This is a genomic window from Brevundimonas sp. NPDC055311 (assembly GCF_053645695.1).
Genome location: NZ_JBSHMV010000003.1, coordinates 229667 through 252516, shown reverse-complemented (window position 1 = coordinate 252516; position 22850 = coordinate 229667). Strand labels below are relative to the sequence as shown.

The window sequence follows — 22850 nt, the reverse complement described above, 5'->3', positions numbered from 1 at the left end:
CACGGCCCATGACCCCGCTTCGTCTGCTCGCGCTCGGCCTGCTGCTCCTGATCGGAGCGGCAGGCTGCTCCAAGCCTTCCGCCCCGGCCCAGCCTCTGGCCGAACCGACCTACTTCGACAGCGAAAACCCCAAGTCGCTCCGGGAATGGGGCATGGTCCAGGTATCGGACGGCGCTCTGATCCTGGGCGCGCGCGTGACGCCCTATGACCTGACCACGCCGCTGTTCACCGACTATGCGCAGAAGCTGCGGACCATCTGGATGCCGCCCGGCGTCGCGGCCGACTATACGGCGGACGGCCCTCTGGCCTTCCCGGTCGGCACGGTCATCACCAAGACCTTCTTCTACCAGACCGGCGCCAAGGGCCGGGTGCTGCAACAGGCCGACCCGGCGCAATTCCATGCCGGCGACGGCCTGAAGCTCAATCAGGTCCGCATGATCGAGACCCGCCTGCTGATCCGCAGGGCCGAGGGTTGGACCGCCCTGACCTATCTGTGGAACGACGCCCAGACCGACGCCGTGCTGCATCGCATCGGCGCCGTCGTGCCCCTGACGATGGTCCGTCAGGACGGCAAGGACGAAGCCTTCTCCTACATCGTTCCCAACGCCACCCAGTGCTCCGCCTGCCATGCGACCAACGTCGCCACCCGCGAAATCCAGCCGATCGGCCCCAAGGCGCGTCTGCTGAACCGCGATTTCGCCTATTCGGACGGGTCGGAGAACCAGCTGAGCCGTCTCACCGCCATGGGCTATCTGAAGGGCGTCGCCGATCCGGGTCAGGCGCCGCTTCAGGTGTCCTGGACGGACGCCGCCGCGCCGACCGAGGCGCGCGCCAGGGCCTATCTCGACGTCAACTGCGGCCATTGCCACAACCCCAAGGGGGCCGCCGCCACCTCAGGGCTCTACCTGGACGCGGCCTCGCCGCTGTCAGGGTCCGCCGGCCTGTGCAAACTGCCCGTCGCGGCGGGCGCGGGCACGGGGAACCTGCGCTTCGACATCGTGCCGGGCAAGGCGGACGAATCCATCATCGCCTACCGCATGGGCTCGACCCATCCGGCCGTCATGATGCCCGAGATCGGCCGCTCGACCCGCCATGACGAAGGCGTGGCCCTGATCCGGTCCTGGATCGATTCATTGGAGGGATCATGTCGTTAGACGCGGCCCAGACCCCTGACCCTCAGATCGCCGCGATCATGGAGCGCCAGCGCGCCGCCTTCGACAGCGGCCTGACGCGCGACCTGGCCTGGCGTCGCGCCCAGCTCGCCGCTCTCGAACGGATGATGGTCGAGAACGAGGCGGAGATCGCCGCTGCGCTGAAAGCTGATCTGGGCAAGCCGTTCGCCGAGGCCTGCACCGCCGAGATCGATCTGGTCTCCAGCGAGGCGGCGCTCGCGCGCAAACAGGTCGCCCGCTGGAGCCGCCCCCAGCGGACCGGCACCCCCCTGGCGATCCAGCCCGGAAAGAGCTTCATCGAGGCGGCGCCCTACGGCGTGACCCTGATCATCGGGGCGTGGAACTATCCCTTCCAGCTGGTTCTGGCCCCCCTGGTCGGCGCCATCGCGGCGGGCAATTGCGCCATCATCAAGCCTTCGGAGATGGCGGTCCAGTCCTCGGCCCTGCTGAAACGACTGGTCGAACGCTATCTGGACCCGCGCGCCTTCGCCGTGGTCGAAGGGGACGCCGCCGTCTCCAAGGCCCTGCTGGATCAGCAGTTCGACCTGATCTTCTACACCGGCGGCGAACGGGTCGGCCGGATCGTCATGGCGGCGGCGGCTCGTCACCTGACCCCGGTCGTGCTGGAGCTGGGCGGTCAGAACCCCTGCATCGTCGATGAGACCGCCGACCTGACGGTAGCCGCCCGGCGCATCGTCTGGGGCCGCTTCCTGAACGCGGGCCAGATCTGCGTGGCGCCGGATCACGTCTATGTCGCCGCCTCGGTCGAGGCTCGGCTCCTGGACGAGTTGAAGCGCGCCGTCACGACCATGTTCGGCGCCGACCCTCGGCAAAGCCCCGACTACGGCCGCATCATCAATGCGCGCCACGCCGCGCGCCTGCAAAAGCTGCTGGCCGACGGCCGCGCCGTCACGGGCGGCCAGGCCGATGTCGACGGCTGCTATGTCGCGCCCACCATCCTGACGGATGTCGCGGCCGATGCGCCGGTGATGGCCGAGGAGATCTTCGGCCCGATCCTGCCGGTCCTGCCCTATCAGACGCTGGACGAACCCCTGGCGGCCATCAACGCCCGCGCGCCCGCGCTGGCGCTCTACGCTTTCACCCGGAACAAGACGACGGCGGACCGGATCATCGCCTCGACGCGATCCGGCTCGGCGACCATCAACGACGCCGTGATCTTCATGGCCAATCCGAACCTGCCGTTCGGAGGCGTGGGGGCCAGCGGCATGGGCGCCTACCACGGACGCTACAGCTTCGAGGCCTTCAGCCACCGGCGCGCCGTGCTGAAGCGCGGCTTCGCCCTGGACGCCAGCATCCGCTATCCGCCCTTCACCAAGGGCAAGCTGGCGCTTTTCCGGCGCATGGCCTGAGCCGTCTGCGCCGGATCAGTCCTGCAGATAGGCCGAGAGATAACGCTCCAGCGCCACGGTCGCCTCCGCGAACAGACGGTCGGTCCATTCCGACTGGGCCTCGCCGCTGGTCAGGGTTTCGAATGAGGTGAAAATCTCGGTGGCCATGCGGGCGACGGCCAGGGGCGCGCCGTCATGGAAGCCGTCCAGCCCCTGCTCCCACCGCGCCGCCAGATAGGCCGCGATCTGGGCGTTGGCCTGTTCCTTGACGATGCGCAGTTCGCGCGTCGTCAGCATCAGATGGAACAGGGGGCGATAGGCGGGGTCCTCGTCCAACGTCTTGCGCAGGGCCAGCATGACCTGCAGATGGCGCTCGCGCCACGACGTGAACCGAGGGTTCTCCATGATCTCGGCGATGCGAGCGTGCAGTTGCGCCACCAGAGTCTCGAACAACTCCTTGTAGATGGCGAAGACGTTCGGGAAATAGCGATAGATCGAACTGACCGGCACATTGGCTTCAGCCGCAATGGCGCTGGTGGTGATCGTATCGACGGAGGTCGAGGCCAGGAGCTTCTCGGTCGCCGCCAACACGCGAGTGATCCGATCGCGCGCACGTTGCTGCATCGGCGCGGTGCGCCGTTCCAGCGTGGTGATGATTTCTTGCGACGCGCGCGAGGTCACTGCCGCCCTCCATTCCAATCCGCAGGCCGTCTAACACGACTGGACGCCTTTCTGTAAGCCACATCGGCGCGCAGCCCCTTGTCAAACGGAATATTATTCTGTTTCGTAAAGTTTGAGAAAACGGGGCTTTGGGAGGGGCTGCGATGATCAGGATGGAGCACTGTCTGAAGGCGACGCTTGCGGGGAGCGTGGCGCTCGCCGCCCTGGCGACGTCGGGTCTGGCCAGAGCGCAGGAGGCCAGAGCGCAGGAGGTCGGGGCGCAGGAGGCCACGACGCTCGATGACGTCGTCGTCACCGCACAACGGCGCGAACAAAGCCTGCAGGAAGTCCCGATCACCGTCAGCGTGGTCACGGCCAGGACCCTGGAGTCGCTGGCGGCGGACGATATGGGCGACATCTCGGCCTTCGTGCCCGGCCTGTCCGTATCGAACACCAGCCCGACGCAGGCGAACTACAGCATTCGCGGGGTCTCGACGTCGGACTTCGGCGTCGGCACCGACCCGGCTGTTCGGCGAGGGTCTGCATCGGTTTGTTCCTGTCAGAAACATAGTTCATTTTCTGACACCTTCAAGTTAACGCCGAGAAGGCCGGGCTGAAGCGTGGAGCGCCCGTCTCCGGCGGCGCCAGGACAGGCGAGAACGAACGCCCCTGCTCCCACGCCTCGACGGCGTCCGACCACTGCTGCGCCATGTGACGGCGCTGCATCTCGAACTCCGCCTTGTTGTAGACCCCGCGCGACGAGCGCTCCTCGTGGGCGAGGCATTTCTCGATCCAATCCGAGTTGAAGCCCATCTCGTGCAGCAGGGTTGAAGCCGTCCGCCGCAGGTCATGGACGGTGAAGGGCTCCAGCGGCAGTCCCTGCGCCTTGGCGCGGTCCGCTATGGCGGTCGTCACCCGGTTGAACGTCGCCCGCGACATGGGCGCATCGGCGTCGTAGCGCGACGGCAGGAGGTATTTCGAATTCCCGGCGCAGGTCTTCAGGGCAATCAGGATGTCCACCATCTGAGCCGAGAGGTAGACGTTGTGGGGTCGCGACCGCTTCATGCGCGCCTTGGGAATGGACCAGACGGCGTTCTCAAAATCCACCTCGTCCCAGGTCCCGTCCTGCAGCTCGCTCTTGCGCACCATGCTGAGCAGGATGAACTTCAGGCCGAGCCGGATGGTCGGCAAGGTGGCGATGTCGCCCAGCAAGCTGAGCATGATCCGGATCTCGCTGGGCGAAAGACTACGATCCCGGGGCCGGAAGGTGGCGATGGACGCGGGGCCGACGCCGTCCGCCGGATTGTCGATCTTCTCGCCATGTAAGATGGCCCAGCCGTAGATTTGCTTGACGATGTCCCGCACGTGGATGGCGGTGGCGGGCGCCCCGCGATCGACGATCGACTTGCAATGCGCCCTGAGATCGTCGGGCGTGATCTCGCTGAGCAGCCGGGTCCGCCATTGCGGCAGGACTTCCCGATTGAAAATCGACCGGCGCATATTTCGGGTGCTGTCCGCCATGGGTGCAGTGTCCATCCAGCGCTGGGCGACATGCTCGAAGCTGTGAGCCTCCTTCAGGCGACGTTTGGCCCGCTGCTTCTCCAGCGCCGGCGAGACGCCGTCCGCGATCGTCCGCTTGATCTCGAACAGTCGTTCGCGGGCCTGGGCGAGGCTCAACCCGCCGCGTCCGTAACGTCCAAGGGTGAGCGTCTCGCGCCGGCCGTTGAAGCGGTAGTCGTACCGGAACGAGATCGCCCCGCCGGGCGAAACATAGGCGTACAAACCGTCCCTGTCGGTACTCTTGTAAGCTTTTGATTTTGGCTTCAAATTCTTGAGCGCGGCATCGGTAAGCACGGTAAAATCCCCTCACGCTGGAGCGAGCTGAAATCGGGCGCTTTCGAGCGAGTATTTTCCTTGTCTTTCCGTATCTTGGTCGAGAAAAATACCGTCAGCAGGTCGCCAGGGACCTGACGGTATGAGCCCAAAGCCGCGCGGGCAACGGCGTGTGATACCGTCAAAAGGGTCGGCATCACAAAAGCGAGACCCTCCGAAAGGCTTCGAAGGGTCTCGTTAAAATTCACTTTTTAGTCAGCGACTTACCTGCCATTTCGGAAGCGATATCGAAAGCTCCCAAAAGGCCTGAATTATTCCCACTCGATCGTGCCGGGCGGCTTGGACGTCACGTCATAGACGACGCGGTTGACGCCGCGGACTTCGTTGATGATGCGCGTGGCGGTCTTGGCCAGGACGTCCCAGGGGAACTGGTAGAAGTCGGCCGTCATGCCGTCGGTCGAGGTGACGGCGCGCAGGGCCAGCACCTTCTCATAGGTGCGGGCGTCGCCCTGGACGCCGACCGTCTTGACCGGCAGCAGCACGGCGAAGGCCTGCCAGATGTCGTCGTACAGGCCCGCCTTGCGGATCTCGTCCAGATAGATGGCGTCCGCGTCCTGCAGCGTGGCGACGGCGTCGGGCGTGATCTCGCCGGGGATGCGGATGGCCAGGCCCGGTCCGGGGAAGGGGTGGCGGCCGACGAAGGCGTCGGTCAGGCCCAGTTCGCGACCCAGGGCGCGGACTTCGTCCTTGAACAGTTCACGCAGGGGTTCGACCAGCTTCAGCTTCATGAAGTCCGGCAGGCCGCCGACGTTGTGGTGGCTCTTGATCACGTGCGAGGGGCCGCCGGTCGGGGACACGCTCTCGATCACGTCGGGATAGAGGGTGCCCTGGGCCAGGAAGGCGGCGCCTTCGATCTTGTTCGCCTCGCGGTCGAACACCTCGATGAAGACGCGGCCGATGGTCTTGCGCTTGGTTTCCGGGTCGGAAATCCCGGCCAGCTCGCCGAGAAATTCCTTAGACGCATCAACGTGCACCAGCGGGATATTGTAGTGCTCGCGGAACAGGGTCGTGACCTGATCGGCCTCGCCCTTGCGCATCAGGCCGGTGTCGACGAAGACGCAGGTCAGCTGGTCGCCGATCGCTTCGTGGATCAGCACGGCGGCGACCGATGAGTCGACCCCGCCCGACAGGCCGCAGATGACCTTGGCGTCGCCGACCTGTTCGCGGATCTTGGCGATCTGCTCGTCGCGATAGGCGGCCATGGTCCAGTCGCCGGTCAGGCCCGCGACGCCGTGGGTGAAGTTCTTCAGCAGTTGGGCGCCGCGCGGCGTGTGCACCACCTCGGGGTGGAACTGCACGCCGTAGATCTTGCGCGTCTCATCGGCGATGGCGGCGAAGGGCGCGCCTTCCGAGGTGGCGATGACGTGGAAGCCTTCCGGCAGGGCGGTCACGCGGTCGCCGTGGCTCATCCACACCGGCTCGCGATGGTCGAGGGCGCCGATGCCCGCGAACAGGGGGCTGTCCTTGGTGATGACGATCTCGGCGCGGCCGAACTCGGCGTGGTGGCCGCTCTCGACCTTGCCGCCCAACTCGGCGCAGATCAGTTGCTCGCCGTAGCAGATGCCGAGGATCGGCGCGCCATAGTCGAAGACGGAACGGTCGACGCGCGGGCTGTCCGCCTCGGTCGTCGAGTTCGGGCCGCCCGACAGGATGATGGCCTGCGGCTGCATCGCCTTCAGGGCTTCACCCGCCTTGTTGAACGGGTGGATTTCGCAATAGACGCCGGCTTCCCGCAGACGGCGCGCGATCAACTGCGTCACCTGGCTGCCGAAATCGACGATGAGCACCTTCTGGTGTTGGGTCGGCTGGGTCATGAGGTCGAATCCGGGGCGAGCGATTGGGCGAGGGTTTGGCCCTGAAGGGCCGGAATTTCAAGGGCGGAGAGGCCGTGATCCGTCAGCACCGCGATCAGGCCGTCGACGGCGCGCGCCAGGTTCTCGTCCACCAGATGCAGGGTCGAGGTCCAGTCGTGCAGGCCCGTCAGCTCGGCCTTGCCGTCGGACACCCCGCGCAGCGCGACCAGCGGCAGGCCGAAGGTCTGGGCGGCCCGCACCAGCGCCCAGGTCTCCATGTCCACCATCTCGGCGTCGATGGCGTCATAGGCGGCGCCCGAGACGACGTTTCCGCCGGTCGACAGGCGCGCGGTCGGCACGTCAGGGGTGGGGCACGGCAGCGGCAGGACGGCGGGCATGTCCAGCAGCGGCGTCACCCCCTTCTCGAACCCCAGGGCGCTGGCGTCCATGTCGCGATAGGCCACGGACGACGCCTGATAGACCGCCGCATGATCCAGCACGCGCGACCCGCACGAGCCCAGCGACAGGATCAGATCCGGCGCCTCTCCCCTCGCCTCCAGCCGCGCCAGGGCCGTCGTCAGCGCCACCGCTCCCTCGACCGGCCCGATGCCGGTCATCAACGGGTCGATGCGGGCGCGCAGGTATTCGCCATACTCGGCCGGCGCCGCCATCACCGGCAGGACCGTGACGGCGCCGTAGCGCTCCAGCCTCATGAGATGCGCTCATACAGGGCGATGAAGAAGCCGTCCGTGCCGGTGGCGGCGGGCGACAGGCGCAGGCGATTTCCTTGCGCCAGCGCAGTCAGGCGCTCGCGCCCCGCCTCGGTCAGGTCCGCGCTGTGCGCCGCATCGCCGACGGGGACGGGCTTGAAGTCCGCGTGCGCGGCTTCGAAGGCAGCGGCCGTGGCCTCATTCTCCGCGCCCAGCACCGAGCAGGTGACATAGGCCAGACGGCCGCCCGGCCGCACCAGCTTGGTCGCCTGCCCCAGAATACGGACCTGCAACGCGTGCAGGCGCGCGACCTCTTCGGGCGTCAGGCGCCAGATGTCCTCCGGCCGACGCCGCCAGGCGCCCGAGCCCGAGCACGGCGCGTCGACCAACACCATATCGGCCTGGCCGTTCAAATCCTCGACGCCGCCGCCGTTCGTGCCCAGCAGGCGCAGGTCGGCCTCCACGCCCGCGCGCGCCAGGCGCGGCTTCACATTGTCCAGACGCTTGGCCGAGACGTCGCAGGCGATCAGCGCCCCCTGCCCCTGCATGGCCTGCACCAGACCCAGCGTCTTGCCGCCGCCGCCCGCGCAGTAGTCCACCACCGTCGCGCCGGGGAAGGCGCCCGACAGCCAGCCGACGACCTGACTGGCCTCGTCCTGAATCTCGAAATGACCGTTCTGGAAGCCGTCCAGCGGCTGCACGTTCGGCGCGAGCTCGGCGTCCAGACGCAGGCCCCAGGCGGACAACTCCGTGCGCTGGGGCGACAGGCCGGCATCGCGCAGTTCGGCCTCGACCTCTTCCATCGTGGCGCGCAAGCCATTGACCCGCAGGTCGACCGGCGCGCGACCGCTCAGGGCCTCGACCTCTTCGCGCCAACGGTCGCCGTGAACCGTCTTCAGGTCCGCCGTCACGAAGTCCGGCAGGGCGACCTCGGCCAGATCGGCTGCGTCCTCATGCGCCGCGATGCGGCCACGCTCATGCTTGGACAGGGGGCGCGGGCCATAGCCTTCGCCGTTATAGAGGCCGTCGATCTCCTCCAGCGTCTCGCCGTCCAGCAGCGACAGGGCGCCGATCACCAGGGCGCGCCCGTCCTGACGTCCGCCCATGAAGGCCGACAGGCGGCCGCGTGCGCGCAGCACCTGATAGACGCGCTCGGCGATGGCGCGGCGGTCGCGCGATCCGGCGTAGCGGTTCTGCTGGCTCCAGGCCTTGAGCACGGCGTCGGCGGGCTGGCGGCCCTGGGCGATGCTGTCGAGGATGGCGGCGGCGGCGGCCAGACGGGCGGCTGGGGTCAAATCAGACTCGGATGAAAAGGGCCAGAAGGCACAGCGCCAGTCCCGCGAGCGAGACCAGCCAAACCAGCGACCGGATATAGGGAACGCCCAGGGCGTAGAGCGGGATATAGGCGACGCGCGCCCAGAAGTAGAGGCCTGCGCCCCACGCCGTCAGCGCGCCGGTCCGATCGGCGACCTGGGCGATCAGCACGGCGCCGATGAACAGCGGCAGGGTCTCGAACAGATTGGCCTGCGCCCGCTCCAGACGACCGACGACGGGGCTGTGCGCCTCGGGCGTCGTGTCCCGCGCCCCGGCGTTCCACGACAGGCCGAACTCGCGCGTCCGGGCGAAGGCGGGCAGCAGAATCTGGATCAGGGCGAGCGCCAGCGTCGCCGCCAGATAGGTGAGTTCAGTCGTCACGCCCGTCTCCTGTTCCGCTAGCCCAAAACAAAACCGCTCCCGACCGGGGCCGGGAGCGGATCAGGTCAGCCCTGACGATAGTTGGGCGCCTCGCGCGTGATCATCACGTCGTGGACGTGGCTCTCACGAAGGCCCGCATTGGTGATGCGGACGAAGCGCGCGCGTTCCTGGAAGTCCGGGATGGTGGCACCGCCGACATAGCCCATCGAGGCGCGCAGCCCCCCGACCAGCTGATGCACCACCGGGGCGATCGGCCCCTTGTAGGCCGTCTGGCCCTCGATGCCTTCGGGGACCAGCTTCTCGGACGAGACTTCCTTCTGGAAGTAGCGGTCGGCCGAGCCGCGCGCCATGGCGCCCACCGAGCCCATGCCGCGATACGACTTGTAGGACCGGCCTTGATACAGGAAGACCTCGCCGGGGCTTTCGTCCGTGCCCGCGAACATCGAGCCCATCATGGCGACGTTGGCGCCCGCCGCGATGGCCTTGGCCAGATCGCCCGAGAACTTGATGCCGCCGTCGGCGATGACCGAGGCGCCCGTGCCTTCCGCCGCGCGGGCGGCGTCGACGATGGCCGTCAGTTGCGGCACGCCCACGCCCGCGACGATGCGGGTGGTGCAGATGGAGCCCGGTCCGATGCCGACCTTCACCGCATCGGCGCCCGCGTCGATCAGGGCGCGGGTGGCGTCATAGGTGGCGACGTTGCCGGCGATGATCTGGACGCGGTTGTTCTCGCGCTTGATGCGCTCGACCACCTGGGCGACCGAGGCCGAGTGGCCGTGGGCGGTGTCGATCACCACCACGTCCGCGCCCGCATCGGCCAGCGCCATCGCCCGCTCGAACCCGGCGTCGCCGACGGTCGAGGCGGCGCCGACGCGCAGACGGCCCTGCTCGTCCTTGCAGGCGTTGGGGAAGGCCTGGGCCTTCTGGATGTCCTTCATGGTGATCAGGCCGACGGCGCGATAGGCGTCGTCCACCACGATGACCCGCTCGATCTTGCGGGTGCGCAGCAGTTCGCGCGCCGCCTCGCGCCCGGCCGAACCTTCGCGCAGGGTGATCAGCTCGCCGGTCGTCATCAGATCGGCGGCCTTGAGGTTCAGGTCCGTCTCGAAGCGCATGTCGCGGTTGGTCAGCATGCCGACCAGCTTGCCGCTCTTGGGATCGACCACGGGGAAGCCGGTGATCTTCTTGCGCTCGACGATCTGGAGGACTTCGCCCAGCGTCGTGTCGGGGGCGACCGTGACCGGGTTCACCACCATGCCGCTTTCATAGCGTTTGACGGCGCGGACCTCTTCGGCCTGCTCGTCGATGGTCATGTTCCGGTGCAGCACGCCCATGCCGCCCGCCTGCGCCATGGCGATGGCCAGGCGACTTTCCGTCACCGTGTCCATGGCGGACGACAGCAGCGGGATGTTCAGTTTGATTTCGCGTGTCAGCTGGGTCGAGACATCAACATCAGCCGGCATGACCTCGGACGGACCGGGTTCGAGCAAAACGTCATCGAAGGTTAGGCCTTCGCGTATCTCCATTTGGAGCCTCCATTTTGCGGGCCGCGTATAGCCCCCGTTTGCGGGGAACCGCAACCCCAAGCCCGCGCTATCGTGCATATAAGAGAAATTGCCTTGAAACGGACGGCGAGAGGCCGCATTTCCCGATAATGGTTCGCATCTTGATCAACACGGCGAGACGGCTGGCGCTCAAGATCGCGAGCTACGGCGCCATGCACCTGATCGTGGCGATCCTGGTGGCCTTCGCCCTGACCCGCGACTGGCGGCTGGCCCTGGCGGTCGGGGTGGTCGAGCCGATCTTCCAGACCATCGCCTATTCCGTCCACGACCGTGTCTGGCACCGGGTCGAGCGCCGCAAGATGCTGTCCGGCGTCGAGGAGACGGCCGAGGCCTTCACCGCCCGTCTGGAGGTCATGGACGCGCATGAGCAGAACCGCGCCCACAACCACCATGGCCACAGCCACGCCCTGCCCCGCAACCTGAAGCAGATCGCGCTGAAGACCGTCACCTACGGCGTCATGCACTTCACCGTGGCGGTTCTGGTGGCCTTCGCCCTGACGCGCGACATCCGCATCGCCCTGGCCATCGGCACCATCGAGCCGCTGGTGCAGACGATCTTCTTCACCCTGCACGACCGCATCTGGACGCGGATCGAGGCCAGGAAAGCCGCCCGCCGCGCGGCGAATGCACCCGAGCGCGCGTCGGCGTAACGGCATACTCTGTCGCGTTCCACAATCACGCCGTCATCCTCGGGCTTGACCCGAGGATCCAGTGCGGCGGCGCGCTCATCCTTGCCGACGTCACGCAGGCGGCTGGCTGGATCCTCGGGTCAAGCCCGAGGATGACGGCGGATATTGAGGATGAAGACGGAAACGGGAGCGGAAAAGGGAAAGGCCTAACGCTTGTTCAGCGCCACCAGGAAGACCTCGGCGCTGCCCTTGCGGCTCGATTCGGGCTTCACATACTTCACCGTCTCGAACTCCTCGCGCAGGCGTTTCAGCACGCCGCCGGCGTCGCCGCCCTGGAAGTTCTTCGACACGAAATTCCCCCCTGGCCTCAGGGTGCGGATGGCGAAGTCGGCCGCGATCTCGATCAGGGCGATGATCTTCAAGTGGTCGGTTTGGCGATGGCCGATGGTGTTGTGCGCCATGTCCGACAGCACCAGGTCCGGCGGTCCGCCGATGGCGTCCAGCATCTGCTGATCCACGCCCGGATCGGTGAAGTCCGCCTGAATCAGCGTCGCGCCCGGAATCGGCTCGATCATCAGCAGGTCCACGCCCGCCACCGCCGCCGCGCCGCGATCCAGCGCCACCTGCACCCAACCGCCCGGCGCCGCGCCCAGGTCGATGACCCGCGAGCCGCGCTTGATCAGGCGGAACTTGTCGTCGATCTCCATCAGCTTGAAAGCCGCGCGGCTGCGCCAGCCCTCGGCCCGCGCACGGTCGGACCATTCGTCCGACAGCTGACGCTTGATCCAGGCCTGGCTGGACAGGGTCTTCTTGTCGGCCGTCTTGATCTTCTGGCCGACCTTGCGCCCGGCCGCCGTGCCGCCCGAGGGCAGACGCACCATGCGGCGGCGTTCCTGAGGCTTGTCGGCGGGCTTTTCGTCTTCACTCATGCTTCCCACATAGCCCTGACGGCGTTGAGCCGCTATGACCCGCGCACAATTCCGGCTCGCATAACCTCAAGGAGCGCACGATGGCCGACCAAACCCTGACCTTCACCCTGGACACCGGCGACGGCGCCGAACGCAACGTCGTGATCAAGCTGCGCGACGACCTGGCGCCCAACCACGTCAAGCAGATCACCGACCTGGCCAAGGAAGGCTTCTACGACGGCGTGGTCTTCCACCGCGTGATTCCGGGCTTCATGGCCCAGGGCGGCGACCCGACGGGCACCGGCACCTCGGGCTCGTCCAAGCCGAACCTGAAGCAGGAATTCTCGAAGGAGCCGCACGTCCGCGGCGTCTGCTCCATGGCCCGCACCGCCAACCCGGACAGCGCCAACTCGCAGTTCTTCATCTGCTTCGACGATGCCCGCTTCCTGGACGGCCAGTACACCGTCTGGGGCGAAGTGATCGAAGGCATGGATCACGTCGACGCCCTGCCGAAGGGCGAACCGCCCCGCGCTCCGGGCAAGATCGTCAAGGCGACCGTCGCCTAAGGATCAGGTATCAGCGGCGGGGGATCAGTCCCCCGCCCACCACCGCATCGACACCCCGTCGAAGGTCCGGCCCCCGACCTTCAGCCTCCCTTTCAGGACCACGCCCTGATCTCCCAGATTGCGCCGCGCCTTCGCCAGCGCATCCTGGTCGAGCCTTCCCTCGAACGACACCGCCCCCAGCTCCCGCGACGTCGCCTGGAAGCGCACACGCGTCTCGGTGACGTCATAGGCCGTCGGAATCAGCCGCGTGCGCCGCGTCTTATCGCCAGCCTCGAACTCCATCATGATCGGCGCAAAGCCCGCCGCCCGCTGCCCGTCGCGCCAGGCCATGAAGTCGGGCACCTGGCCCATGAACAGGTGATGCAGCCGCCAGTCGCCGACCTGCACCGCCGTCGTGGGGATGTAATAGCCGGACACGTCCTCCGGCAGGTCGTGCTTGAAGACGGCCGCCTGCGTGGCCTTGTCGGGTGCCGCGCCGCGTTCGCAGGAAGCGGCCGTCAGGGCCAGCGCCCCCGCCAGCAGGATCGGCAATGCCCTCAAGGCAGGCGCACCAGGGCCGACAGCCAACCCAAATCCTGCAACCGCTCGACCGACTCGAACAGCGGCACGGCCAGCAGGAAGACCAGGCCGTCGCGCAGCGTCGTCAGGAAGAACTGCGGACGCACCTCCAGGCTGTCGGCGTCGCGCCATTTGGAGAAGTCCGGCCCGAAGCGCGGCGTCCGCGCGCAATAGTCCGCATAGGTCTGGCCGAAGGCGCCCGCCAGCCAGACCTCCTCGCGCTTCACCGTAGCGTAGAAGACCGCCACCGTCAGCAACAGGAAGATGGTCGCCAGAGTCACGCTGCCCGTCTGCGCCCCCACGCCGAACGCCCCCATGAAGCTGAAGATATACAGCGGGTTACGGCTGATCGAATAGGGTCCGCGATCCACGATCTCGGCCTTCTTGCGCCCGCCGATATAGAGGGAGCACCAGGCCCGCCCGACGATGCAGACGACGATCAGGCCCAGGCCGAACGCCTCCAGTCCTTCGTGCAGCACCGTTTCGCCGCCGATCGATCGGCTGACGAAGGCCAGTCCGACCACGCCGATCAATCCGACCAGCAGCGCCGCCTTGCGCAGCTTCTGCACCCGTTGGAGGTCAAACCCTTGCGTCGCCGACATCTAAATTTCCTCGACTGGTGAGGGGTGCGACAGAACGCCGCTCTGACGGCGCTTTCAAGGCCTATCTTTGCAAGCGTTTTGCGACAGTCGTCACTGGTCCAGCCACCGGTCCAGCGCCCGGAAGCCGCCGATCGCCAATTCCGTCGAGTCCTGGAACACCGCCGGATTGACCTTCTCGAAGTCGTCGCTGGGGCGGTGATAGTCCGGGTGATAATTCACCCCGAAATAGAGGAACGGCAGGCCCGCGCGGTGGAAGGCGGCGTGGTCCGACGCCTCGACCCAGTTGTCGGCGCCCTTGTCCTCGGGCGTGTCCTTGCCGAAGGCGAAGGCGACGTTCCGGCGCGCCGGAACCTGATCCAGCACCGGGCGGAAATAGGGATGCTGATACGTCCCCGTCACCCACAGCTTGCCGTCGCTGTCGGCGCGCGCCGTCATGTCGAAGTTCAGGTTCATCGAAATCGCGTGCAGCGGCACCGGCGGCGCCTCGACGAAATGCTTGGCGCCCAGCAGGCCGCGCTCCTCGCCGTCCAGCGCCACGATCAGCACGCTGTGCTCGGGCGGGTTGGCCTTCAGCCGCCTGGCCAGCTCCAGCATGGTCGCCACGCCCGAGGCGTTGTCGTCCGCGCCGTTGAAGACCTGGCCGTCGTTGACCCCGACGTGGTCATAGTGGGCCGTCACCACGATGTATTTGTCGGCGACGCGCGTGCCGGGGATCACGCCGATGATGTTGGTCCCGTTATAGGTCTTTGTCCCCTCGCGCGTGCGGCCCAGCATCTCCCACGGCTGAAGACGCCCCATGGGCGAAGGCTGCACGCCCAACGCCTCCAGCCGCCCGACGATGTAGTCGCGAGCCTTGGCTCCGCCCTCCGAGCCGGTGTCGCGCCCCTGCATGTCGTCCGCCGACAGGATGCGCAGGTCGTCCATCAACTGGGCGTAATCGCCCGACGGCGGCGCCTCGACAGCGGGCGTCTCGACCACAGGCGCGGTCGTCGTCTCACAGGCGGCCAGCGTCAGGGCGGCGGCGATCACGGACAGGCTGACGAGGACAGGACGCATGGAGGGGCTCCGGCAGGAATCTTTGAGGCGCGACGCTAGCGGCCCCCGGCCGCCGCGTCAGATTACGTTTCTGTCATGGCGCGTCTGCCATCAAGGTCGGGGGATGATAAGGAACCGTTCCGCCTTTGCCGACTTCCTGCGATTCTCATGTCCGATCTCTTCACGCCTGTCGAAACCCTGACCGAAGCCCAGGCGCGCGAAGAGCTGGAGCGCCTGTCGGCCGAACTGACGCGTCACGACGCCCTCTACTACGCCGACGCCGCGCCCGAGATTTCCGACGCCGACTACGACGACCTGAAACGCCGCGCCCTGGCTATCGAAGCCGCCTTCCCGGCGCTCTCCAGCCCCGTCTCCCCGTCCCAGCGCGTCGGCGCCCCCGTCTCGACCCAGTTCGCCGAGGTCCGCCACGGCGTACCCATGCTGTCGCTGGACAACGCCTTCGACGACGGCGAGGTGCGCGACTTCGTGGCCCGCATCGCCCGCTTCCTGAAGCTGCCGGGCGATGAGCCGATCGCCTTCGTCGCCGAGCCCAAGATCGACGGCCTCTCGGCCAGCCTGCGCTACGAGAAGGGCGTCCTGGTTCAGGGCGCCACGCGCGGCGACGGCAAGACGGGCGAGGACGTGACCGCCAACCTGCGCACGCTGGACAGCATCCCCCAGACGTTGGCGGGTTCGGGCTGGCCAGACGTCATCGAGATCCGGGGCGAGGTCTACGCCCCCAATGCCGCCTTCGACGCCTTCAATGCGGCGGCCGAGGCCGAAGGCAAGCGCACCTACGCCAACCCGCGCAACTTCGCCGCCGGGTCGCTGCGCCAGAAAGACCCGAAGATCACGGCCCTGCGCCCCCTGACCTTCTTCGCCTACGCCTGGGGCGAGACCTCCGCCCCCTTCGCCGAGACGCAGGCAGGCGCGCTGGAGGCCTTCCGCAGCTGGGGCTTTCAGGTCAACGACCGCTCGGCCCGCGTCGAGGGCGCCGACGGCCTGATCGGCGTCTATCAGGCGCTTGAGGCCGACCGCAGCCGCCTCGGCTACGACATCGACGGCGTGGTCTATAAGGTCGACCGGCTGGACTGGCAGCAGCGTCTCGGCTTCATCGCCAGAAGCCCCCGCTGGGCCATCGCCCACAAATTCCCGGCGCAACAGGCGACGACCGTGCTGGAAGGCATCGACATTCAGGTCGGCCGCACCGGCTCCCTGACCCCCGTCGCCCGCCTGCATCCCGTCACCGTCGGCGGCGTCGTGGTCCGCAACGCCACCCTGCACAACGAGGACGAGATCGCCCGCAAGGACGTCCGCATCGGCGACACCGTCGTCCTGCAACGCGCCGGCGACGTCATCCCCCAGATCGTCGGCGTGGTCGAAACCCTGCGTCCCGACGACGCCGTCCCCTACGTCTTCCCCACCGTCTGCCCCGTCTGCGGCTCCGAAGCCGTGCGCGAGGGAGACGAGGTCAAGCGCCGCTGCACCGGCGGCCTGATCTGCGACGCCCAGATCGTCGAACGCCTCAAGCATTTCGTCAGCCGCCGCGCCTTCGACATTGAAGGGCTTGGCGAAAAGCAGCTGATCGCCTTCCACGCGCGCGGCTGGATCAAGGAGCCCGCCGACATCTTCCGCCTCGCCCGGGACGAGGAGAAGCTGGCCCTGCTGCGCGCCGAGGACGGCTATGGCGAGACCAGCGTCCGCAACCTGATCGCCGGGATCGACGCCCGCCGCCTCATCAGCCTCGACCGCCTGATCTTCGGTCTGGGCGTGCGGGAAATCGGCGAGCAGACCTCTCTGGTCCTGTCGCGCGCCTTCGGCAGCTGGACCGCCTTCCGCGACGCCTGCATGGCCGCCGCGAACGGCCTCGCCAGCGACGACTGGAAGACGCTGGCCGCGACCCACGCCATCTCCACCCGCGTACTGGGCCTGATGGCCGAGGCTCACCCGCCCGCCGACGATCCCTGGCCGGAAGCGCCCATGGATCAGAAGATCGCCCTCGCCTTCCCCGGCATGGCCGCGCCCGCCCGCCGCTCGCTGGCGGAAATCTCCGAGGGCTGGAGCGACCTGACCCGCTGGGCCGCCGTCGCGCGTGATGAGGGCCCCTCCGACATCCTGAACCAGATCGCGGGCGTCTCCGGCGTCGGCCCGGTCGCCGCCGAAGCGCTGGCCCACTTCTTCCACGAACCGCACAACCTTCAGGTCGTCGACGCCCTGCTGGCCGAGTTGGAGCGCGTCGAGGACGTGGCCGCCCCCGTGACCGACAGCCCCGTGGCGGGCAAGACCGTGGTCTTCACCGGCTCGCTGGAACGCTTCACCCGCGACGAAGCCAAGGCCCGCGCCGAAAGCCTGGGCGCCAAGGTCAGCGGCTCCGTGTCGAAAAAGACCGACTATGTCGTCGCCGGCCCCGGCGCCGGGTCCAAGCTGAAGGACGCCGAAAAACACGGCGTGACCGTCCTGACCGAGGACGAGTGGCTGGCCCTCATCGCCTGAAATATGATCGCCTGATGCACGCCGTCGCCATCGACTTCGAAACCGCCAATGAGCAGCGGGCCAGCCCCTGCTCCATCGGCCTGGCCTGGATCAACGACGGCGTCATCGAATCCGTCGAGCACCACTACATCCGCCCGCCGGGGATGCGGTTCGCCGGGTTCAACATCGCCTTCCACGGCATCGGCCCCAAACAGGTCGAGGACGCCGAGGAGTTTCCCGCTGTCCTGGCCGCCATCGCCCCGCGCCTCGAAGGCCGCACGGTGCTGGCCCACAACGCCGCCTTCGACGTCAGCGTCATCCGCAACACCTGTGACCACTATGGCCTGACCTATCCCGAATTCGACTACCTCTGCACGGTCAAGCTGGCCCAGATCAGCTGGCCGGACTTCACCTCGCACAAGCTGAACAACGTCTGCGCCGAACTGGGCGTCGCCTTCCGCCACCACGACGCTGCTGAAGACGCCTTCGCCTGCGCCTCCGTGGCCTTGGCGGCGGCTCAGATGCATCAGGCCGCCGACTGCCGCGCCCTGGCCGACGCCAGCCGCCTGACCATGGGCCGCGTCTGGCGCGACGGCTATTCGCCCTGCTCCAACGCCGGAACCCGTCCACGCCGCCCGCGCGGCGGCTGACGGGCCCTCGGCAAAAGCCGCCCGAATCCATCGCCTTAGGCGTTCGCAGCGCGTCCAACTTGACCTAAGGTCATGTAATCATTGAGTGAAGTTCACAATTTCGGCCTTGTTTCAGACCGAAACCCGGCCCACCCTTCGACCAAGGGATCGCCTCGACGATCCGTCAGAAGGAAAACGCCGATGAAGACCTCCGTCCTGACGGCGCTCGCCGTCGCAGCCGCCGCCCTCGCTTCTCCGGCCCTCGCCAGCGACCCCACCGGTCTGTGGCAGACCCCGACCAACGGCGGCCAGGTCCGCATCGAACGCTGCGGCCAGGCCCTGTGCGGCGTCCTCGTCACCTCCAGCCACATCCGCGCCAACCCCGAGGTGAAGGATCAGCGCAACAAGGACGAGTCCCTGCGCGACCGTCCCCTGCGCGGCCTGCGGATGCTGTCGGGCTTCACCGGCGGCCCGACCGAATGGCGCGGCGGCTCGGTCTACAACCCCGAGGACGGCGGCACCTATCGCGGCACCATCACCCTGACCAACAACAATACGCTGCGCCTGCGCGGCTGCATCGTCGCCCCCCTGTGCAAGACTCAGACCTGGACCCGCGTCCAGTAGTCCCTCCTCACAAGCCCAAACGAAAAACGCCTCCCCCGCGATCGCGAGGGAGGCGTTTTCATATCAGCGGTTCAGCGAGCTCATGCCGCCGGGCGCATAGCGCTCGCCCGCCGCCGCCCCGCGCGGGAAGACGGCCTCGATCCGCGCCAGATCATCGGACGTCAGCACGATGTCCGCCGCCGCCGCGTTCTGCTCCAGCGTGGCGATGCGGCGCGTGCCGGGGATGGGGACCAGATCCTCTCCCTGCGCCAGCACCCAGGCCAGGGCCAGTTGCGCCGCCGTCACCCCCTTGTCCGCCGCGATGGCCCCGACCGCATCGACCAGATCGAGGTTCTTCTGGAAGTTGTCGCCCGCAAAGCGCGGATTGGTCCGGCGGAAGTCGTCGGGCGCCAGGTCGTCGATCGACTTGATCTCGCCCGACAGGAAGCCCCGGCCGAGCGGACTGTAGGGCACGAAGCCGATGCCCAGTTCGCGCACCACGCCCAGAAGCTCGTCCTCCGGATCGCGGCTCCACAGCGAATATTCGGTCTGAAGCGCCGTGATCGGATGCTCGGCGTGGGCGCGGCGCAGGGTGGCCGGCGCCGCCTCGGACAGGCCGATGAAGCGGACCTTGCCCTCCTTCACCAGCTCGGCCATGGCCCCGACCGTCTCCTCGATCGGCGTATTGGGGTCGATGCGGTGCTGGTAATAGAGGTCGATGTGATCGACGCCGAGGCGGCTCAGGCTGCCCTCGACCGCGCGGCGCACGTTTGCGGGCGAGCCGTCGGTAATGGCCGAACCGTCCGGCTGGCGATTGATGCCGAACTTGGTGGCGATGAAGGCTTCGTCCCGGCGCCCCTTCAGCGCTTTGCCTACCAGGACTTCATTGGTGTGGGGGCCGTACATCTCGGCCGTGTCGAACAGGGTGACGCCCAGGTCGAGCGCGCGGTGGATCACCGCGATGGATTGGGCCTCGTCGGCGCCGCCGTAAAAGGCGCTCATGCCCATGCAGCCCAGACCGACGGCCGAGACCTCAGGGCCGTTACGGCCCAGCTTGCGCATCTTCATCCGCGCATTCCTTCTGATGTGAGGGGGTCGGCGGCGCATCCGCCGACCCTCTTCAGATGGGCGCCGTATGGCCTTATTTCAAGGGGGCCGTCTGCGCCTTCAGCCAGTCCAGCGCCGCCTCGTCCTTCTGAACGCCGTCGGCCAGCAGAGGCCCGACCTTGGCCAGAACCTCGGCGTGGTAGGCGTCGACATAGGCCCGCTCGTCCGCCGTCAGCAGGGCCGTGTCGATCAGGCGGCGGTCCAGCGGCGCCAGCGTCAGTTGCTCAAACCCGTGCATCGGCCGCTCGCCGCCCGGAACCTGGGCCGGGGCCGTGACGACCTGCAGCGTCTCGATGCGGATGCCCCACTCGCCTTCGCGGTAATAGCCCGGCTCGTTCGACAGGATCATGCCGGTCAGCAGCGGCTGGTCCGTGCCCCAACCGGCGATGCGCTGCGGCCCCTCGTGCACGCCCAGATACGACCCCACGCCGTGGCCCGTGCCGTGGTCAAAGTCGAAGCCTGCGTTCCACAGCGGCTGGCGCGCGATGGCGTCCAGCTGGCGCCCGCTGGTCCCGGCCGGGAAGCGGATCACCGCCATGGCGATGTGACCCTTCAGGACCAGGGTGAACATCCTGCGCTGATCGGCCGTGCCCTCGCCGATGGCCATGGTGCGGGTCACGTCCGTGGTCCCGTCCAGATACTGACCGCCGCCGTCGACCAGCAGCAGGCTACCCGCCTCCATCTGGCGGATCTTGGCCCCCACCGGCTTGTAGTGCGGCAGGGCGCCGTTCGGCCCGACCCCGGCGATGGTGTCGAAGGACAGATCCTTCAGCATCCCGGTCGCCTCGCGGAAGCCTTCCAGCGCCTCGACCACCGCCCGCTCGTCCGGCAGCGTCTTCTGCGCGACCGTATCGACCCAGTGCAGGAACCGCGTCAGGGCCGCGCCGTCGCGGATATGGGCCTGACGGCTGCCCTCGATCTCGACGGCGTTCTTCTGGGCGCGCGGCAGGGCGCAGGGGTCCATGCCGCGCACGATGGTCGCGCCCGCCGCTTCCAGCCGGTCGAAATACCAGGCCGAGGACACGGCCGGGTCGATCATCACCTTGCGCCCCGACAGGGCGTCGAGCGCGCCCGGAAGCGCTTCGGGCGCCTCCAGCGTCACGGCATCGCCCAGCCAGCCGGGCAGTTCGTTCGTCACCTTGGCCGGGTCGAGGAAGACGCTGGCCGTCCCGTCGGCCTTCACCACCGCCTGTCCCAGCGGCAGCGGCGTGCGGATCACATCGCCGCCGCGAATGTTGAACAGCCAGGCCAGCGACGACGGCGCCGTCAGCACGGCGGCCTCGGCTCCGGCCTCAGCGATGGCCTTGCCGATGCGGGCGCGCTTGGATGCGGCGCCCTCGCCGGAATAGCGGTCTTCGTGCGGGACCACCGACGCCTGCGGCTGGGCCGGGCGAGCGTCGCCCCAGGCCAGATCGATCGGATTGGCCTCGACCGCCTTCAGCGTCGCCCCGGCCTTCTCGACCGCCGCGCGCAGGGTCGCCAGCGCATCGGGGCTATGCAGGCGCGGATCATAGCCGAGCACCGAACCCGACGGCACGGCCGCCAGCCAGTCGGCCAGCGTGTTCAGCGGCTGGCGCTCGAACAGGGTCTCGTCCGTCTGGGCCTTGGCCTGCACCGTATAGCGGCCGTCGACGAAGACCGCCGCCCGGTCCTTCAGCACCACGCCCGCCCCGGCCGAGCCGGTGAAGCCGCTGACCCACGCCAGCCGCTCATTGGCGTCGGGCAGGTATTCGTTCTGATGCTCGTCCTCGTGCGGGACCAGCAGGCCGTCGAGCCCCTGCTTCGCCATCTCGGCGCGGAGCAGAGGCAGGTGCTTGGCCCCGAAGGACGGATCGGTGGTTTCGTCGAATGTCTGGCGCATGAGGGGTCCTTACACCCTTCTCCCCTTGCGGGAGAAGGTGGCCCGGTAGGGCCGGATGAGGGGTCTCGCGACTGCGGATGAAGGGGCTCGGCAAACGGCGAGAAACCCCTCATCCGTCTCGCTTCGCGAGCCACCTTCTCCCACAAGGGGAGAAGGAAAATAGCGCCCTATTTCTTCCGCAACTGCAGCGCGCTCCACGCATCATGATGGATCGTCTGCTCCACCACGAAGCCCAGCGGCAGGTAAGCCTCCAGCACCCGCTCCTCCTGCGTCCGCAGCAGGCCCGACAGGATCGCGACCCCGCCCGTCTTCAGCGCCGCGCCGATCTCGGGCGCCAGGAACACCAGCGGCGCCGCCAGGATGTTGGCGAACACCAGATCATACGGGGCGTGCTGCGCAATCCGCGCATCGCTCAGACCATCGGCGAAGTAGAAGTCGCACTTGGCGTCGTTGATCGCCGCATTCTCATTGGCGATGCGAGCCGAGGGTTCGTCGATATCCGTGCCGACCGCGATGGGCGAACCCGTCTTCGCCGCCGCAATCGCCAGCACGCCTGTGCCGCAGCCCACGTCCAGAACCTTCTCGAACGTCTCGGTCTTCAGCAGATTGTCGAACGCCTCCAGGCAGCCGACCGTCGTGCCGTGGTGGCCGGTGCCGAAGGCGGCGCCCGCGTCGATCTTCAGGTTGACCCGGCCCTCAGGCACCTTGCCCTGATCGTGCGCGCCGTAGACGAAGAAGCGCCCGGCCTCGACCGGCGGCAGGCCCGACAGGCTCATGGCCAGCCAGTCGGCGTCAGCCAGCTTCTCGACGATCACCTCCAGCCCCGGCGTGGCGCGCAGGATTTCGGCGATCCCCTCGGCCTCTTCATCCGTCGTGGGGAAGGCGTCGATGCGCCAGATATTGCGGTCCTCGTCCTCTTCCAGGATGGAATAGGTGGCGCCTTCCAACAGGGGATTGGCGTCGATGGCGGCGGCGGCGGCCTCGGCGGGGGCGCGATCGCCGCGCGCGATCACCTGAACTGCGGATTCGGACATTTCTTAAAC

At 67.7% G+C, this 22850-nt stretch carries 22 protein-coding genes; 8 read left to right on the top strand and 14 right to left on the bottom strand.

Translation table 11 applies throughout. The features are described 5' to 3' along the window. Positions 1 to 8: 8 nt before the first annotated feature. Both ACWIDZ_RS12365 and ACWIDZ_RS12360 read left to right on the top strand, forming a co-directional pair. Positions 9 to 1154, top strand: a complete 1146-nt coding sequence (locus ACWIDZ_RS12365; protein WP_453989337.1) for an SO2930 family diheme c-type cytochrome — start codon at positions 9 to 11, stop codon at positions 1152 to 1154. Beyond that, positions 1145 to 2542 carry an aldehyde dehydrogenase family protein gene (locus ACWIDZ_RS12360; RefSeq protein WP_453989336.1) on the top strand — a complete coding sequence of 466 codons (1398 nt, stop codon included), beginning with the start codon at positions 1145 to 1147 and terminating at the stop codon, positions 2540 to 2542. Before ACWIDZ_RS12365 ends, ACWIDZ_RS12360 begins: the two co-directional genes overlap by 10 nt. Positions 2543 to 2557: 15 nt before the next feature. Here the strand turns inward: ACWIDZ_RS12360 and ACWIDZ_RS12355 are convergent, their stop codons facing one another. Continuing rightward, positions 2558 to 3202 (bottom strand): TetR/AcrR family transcriptional regulator, encoded by a 645-nt coding sequence (locus tag ACWIDZ_RS12355; protein ID WP_269300236.1) that lies wholly within the window; start codon positions 3200 to 3202, stop codon positions 2558 to 2560. A 188-nt stretch (positions 3203 to 3390) separates the two neighbouring features. Here ACWIDZ_RS12355 and ACWIDZ_RS12350 point away from each other — a divergent pair, with 188 nt between their 5' ends. Then, positions 3391 to 3798, top strand: coding sequence for a TonB-dependent receptor plug domain-containing protein (locus ACWIDZ_RS12350; protein ID WP_453989335.1), 408 nt, complete (start codon positions 3391 to 3393; stop codon positions 3796 to 3798). On the opposite strand, the gene ACWIDZ_RS12345 is transcribed toward ACWIDZ_RS12350, so the two are convergent. The 6 genes from ACWIDZ_RS12345 to guaB form a co-directional block, all read right to left on the bottom strand. Next, on the bottom strand, positions 3770 to 5035 hold the full coding sequence (locus ACWIDZ_RS12345) for a tyrosine-type recombinase/integrase (RefSeq protein ID WP_453989334.1): 1266 nt from the start codon (positions 5033 to 5035) through the stop codon (positions 3770 to 3772). The genes ACWIDZ_RS12350 and ACWIDZ_RS12345 overlap by 29 nt on opposite strands. A gap of 290 nt (positions 5036 to 5325) precedes the next feature. After that, entirely contained in the window at positions 5326 to 6888 is a 1563-nt protein-coding gene (guaA, locus tag ACWIDZ_RS12340) for a glutamine-hydrolyzing GMP synthase (protein WP_453989333.1), read from the bottom strand. Continuing rightward, entirely contained in the window at positions 6885 to 7580 is a 696-nt protein-coding gene (locus ACWIDZ_RS12335) for a 5'-methylthioadenosine/S-adenosylhomocysteine nucleosidase (RefSeq protein WP_453989332.1), read from the bottom strand. The genes guaA and ACWIDZ_RS12335 overlap by 4 nt, the downstream gene beginning before the upstream one ends. Then, positions 7577 to 8872, bottom strand: a complete 1296-nt coding sequence (locus ACWIDZ_RS12330) for an RsmB/NOP family class I SAM-dependent RNA methyltransferase (protein ID WP_453989331.1) — start codon at positions 8870 to 8872, stop codon at positions 7577 to 7579. Before ACWIDZ_RS12330 ends, ACWIDZ_RS12335 begins: the two co-directional genes overlap by 4 nt. A 1-nt stretch (position 8873) precedes the next feature. Further along, the gene (locus ACWIDZ_RS12325) at positions 8874 to 9272 is read right to left on the bottom strand and encodes an MAPEG family protein (RefSeq protein ID WP_453989330.1); all 399 of its coding nucleotides are present in this window, start codon (positions 9270 to 9272) and stop codon (positions 8874 to 8876) included. 65 nt (positions 9273 to 9337) lie between these two features. Beyond that, a complete protein-coding gene (gene guaB, locus ACWIDZ_RS12320) occupies positions 9338 to 10798 on the bottom strand; it encodes an IMP dehydrogenase (protein ID WP_003164492.1) in 1461 nt (486 codons plus the stop codon). A 128-nt stretch (positions 10799 to 10926) separates the two neighbouring features. On the opposite strand from guaB, the gene ACWIDZ_RS12315 reads away from it, so the two are divergent. Continuing rightward, entirely contained in the window at positions 10927 to 11487 is a 561-nt protein-coding gene (locus ACWIDZ_RS12315) for a DUF2061 domain-containing protein (RefSeq protein ID WP_338575954.1), read from the top strand. Positions 11488 to 11672: 185 nt separating this feature from the next. Here ACWIDZ_RS12315 and ACWIDZ_RS12310 read toward each other — a convergent pair whose 3' ends face one another. Further along, positions 11673 to 12395, bottom strand: a complete 723-nt coding sequence (locus tag ACWIDZ_RS12310; RefSeq protein ID WP_291781570.1) for an RlmE family RNA methyltransferase — start codon at positions 12393 to 12395, stop codon at positions 11673 to 11675. 80 nt (positions 12396 to 12475) lie between these two features. On the opposite strand from ACWIDZ_RS12310, the gene ACWIDZ_RS12305 reads away from it, so the two are divergent. Then, the gene (locus tag ACWIDZ_RS12305) at positions 12476 to 12940 is read left to right on the top strand and encodes a peptidylprolyl isomerase (RefSeq protein ID WP_291781567.1); all 465 of its coding nucleotides are present in this window, start codon (positions 12476 to 12478) and stop codon (positions 12938 to 12940) included. 24 nt (positions 12941 to 12964) lie between these two features. Here the strand turns inward: ACWIDZ_RS12305 and ACWIDZ_RS12300 are convergent, their stop codons facing one another. The 3 genes from ACWIDZ_RS12300 to ACWIDZ_RS12290 form a co-directional block, all read right to left on the bottom strand. Beyond that, the gene (locus ACWIDZ_RS12300; RefSeq protein ID WP_453989329.1) at positions 12965 to 13480 is read right to left on the bottom strand and encodes a hypothetical protein; all 516 of its coding nucleotides are present in this window, start codon (positions 13478 to 13480) and stop codon (positions 12965 to 12967) included. Beyond that, on the bottom strand, positions 13477 to 14100 hold the full coding sequence (locus ACWIDZ_RS12295) for a methyltransferase family protein (RefSeq protein WP_453989327.1): 624 nt from the start codon (positions 14098 to 14100) through the stop codon (positions 13477 to 13479). Before ACWIDZ_RS12295 ends, ACWIDZ_RS12300 begins: the two co-directional genes overlap by 4 nt. A gap of 90 nt (positions 14101 to 14190) precedes the next feature. Beyond that, positions 14191 to 15156, bottom strand: a complete 966-nt coding sequence (locus ACWIDZ_RS12290) for a M28 family peptidase (protein ID WP_453989325.1) — start codon at positions 15154 to 15156, stop codon at positions 14191 to 14193. 147 nt (positions 15157 to 15303) lie between these two features. Between ACWIDZ_RS12290 and ligA the strand changes: the two genes are divergently transcribed. The 3 genes from ligA to ACWIDZ_RS12275 all read left to right on the top strand — a co-directional run bounded on the left by ligA (position 15304) and on the right by ACWIDZ_RS12275 (position 18860). After that, positions 15304 to 17628 (top strand): NAD-dependent DNA ligase LigA, encoded by a 2325-nt coding sequence (gene ligA, locus ACWIDZ_RS12285; protein ID WP_453989324.1) that lies wholly within the window; start codon positions 15304 to 15306, stop codon positions 17626 to 17628. A gap of 14 nt (positions 17629 to 17642) precedes the next feature. After that, entirely contained in the window at positions 17643 to 18257 is a 615-nt protein-coding gene (locus ACWIDZ_RS12280) for a 3'-5' exonuclease (protein WP_453989323.1), read from the top strand. 180 nt (positions 18258 to 18437) lie between these two features. After that, the gene (locus ACWIDZ_RS12275) at positions 18438 to 18860 is read left to right on the top strand and encodes a DUF2147 domain-containing protein (RefSeq protein WP_453989322.1); all 423 of its coding nucleotides are present in this window, start codon (positions 18438 to 18440) and stop codon (positions 18858 to 18860) included. A 63-nt stretch (positions 18861 to 18923) separates the two neighbouring features. Here the strand turns inward: ACWIDZ_RS12275 and ACWIDZ_RS12270 are convergent, their stop codons facing one another. From ACWIDZ_RS12270 to ACWIDZ_RS12260, 3 genes are all read right to left on the bottom strand, one after another. Further along, a complete protein-coding gene (locus ACWIDZ_RS12270) occupies positions 18924 to 19907 on the bottom strand; it encodes an aldo/keto reductase (RefSeq protein WP_453989321.1) in 984 nt (327 codons plus the stop codon). Positions 19908 to 19980: 73 nt separating this feature from the next. Continuing rightward, positions 19981 to 21807 (bottom strand): aminopeptidase P family protein, encoded by a 1827-nt coding sequence (locus ACWIDZ_RS12265; RefSeq protein ID WP_453989320.1) that lies wholly within the window; start codon positions 21805 to 21807, stop codon positions 19981 to 19983. A 167-nt stretch (positions 21808 to 21974) separates the two neighbouring features. Further along, complete coding sequence (locus ACWIDZ_RS12260; RefSeq protein ID WP_343829020.1) at positions 21975 to 22841, bottom strand: 50S ribosomal protein L11 methyltransferase; 867 nt, start codon at positions 22839 to 22841, stop codon at positions 21975 to 21977. Positions 22842 to 22850 lie beyond the last annotated feature (9 nt).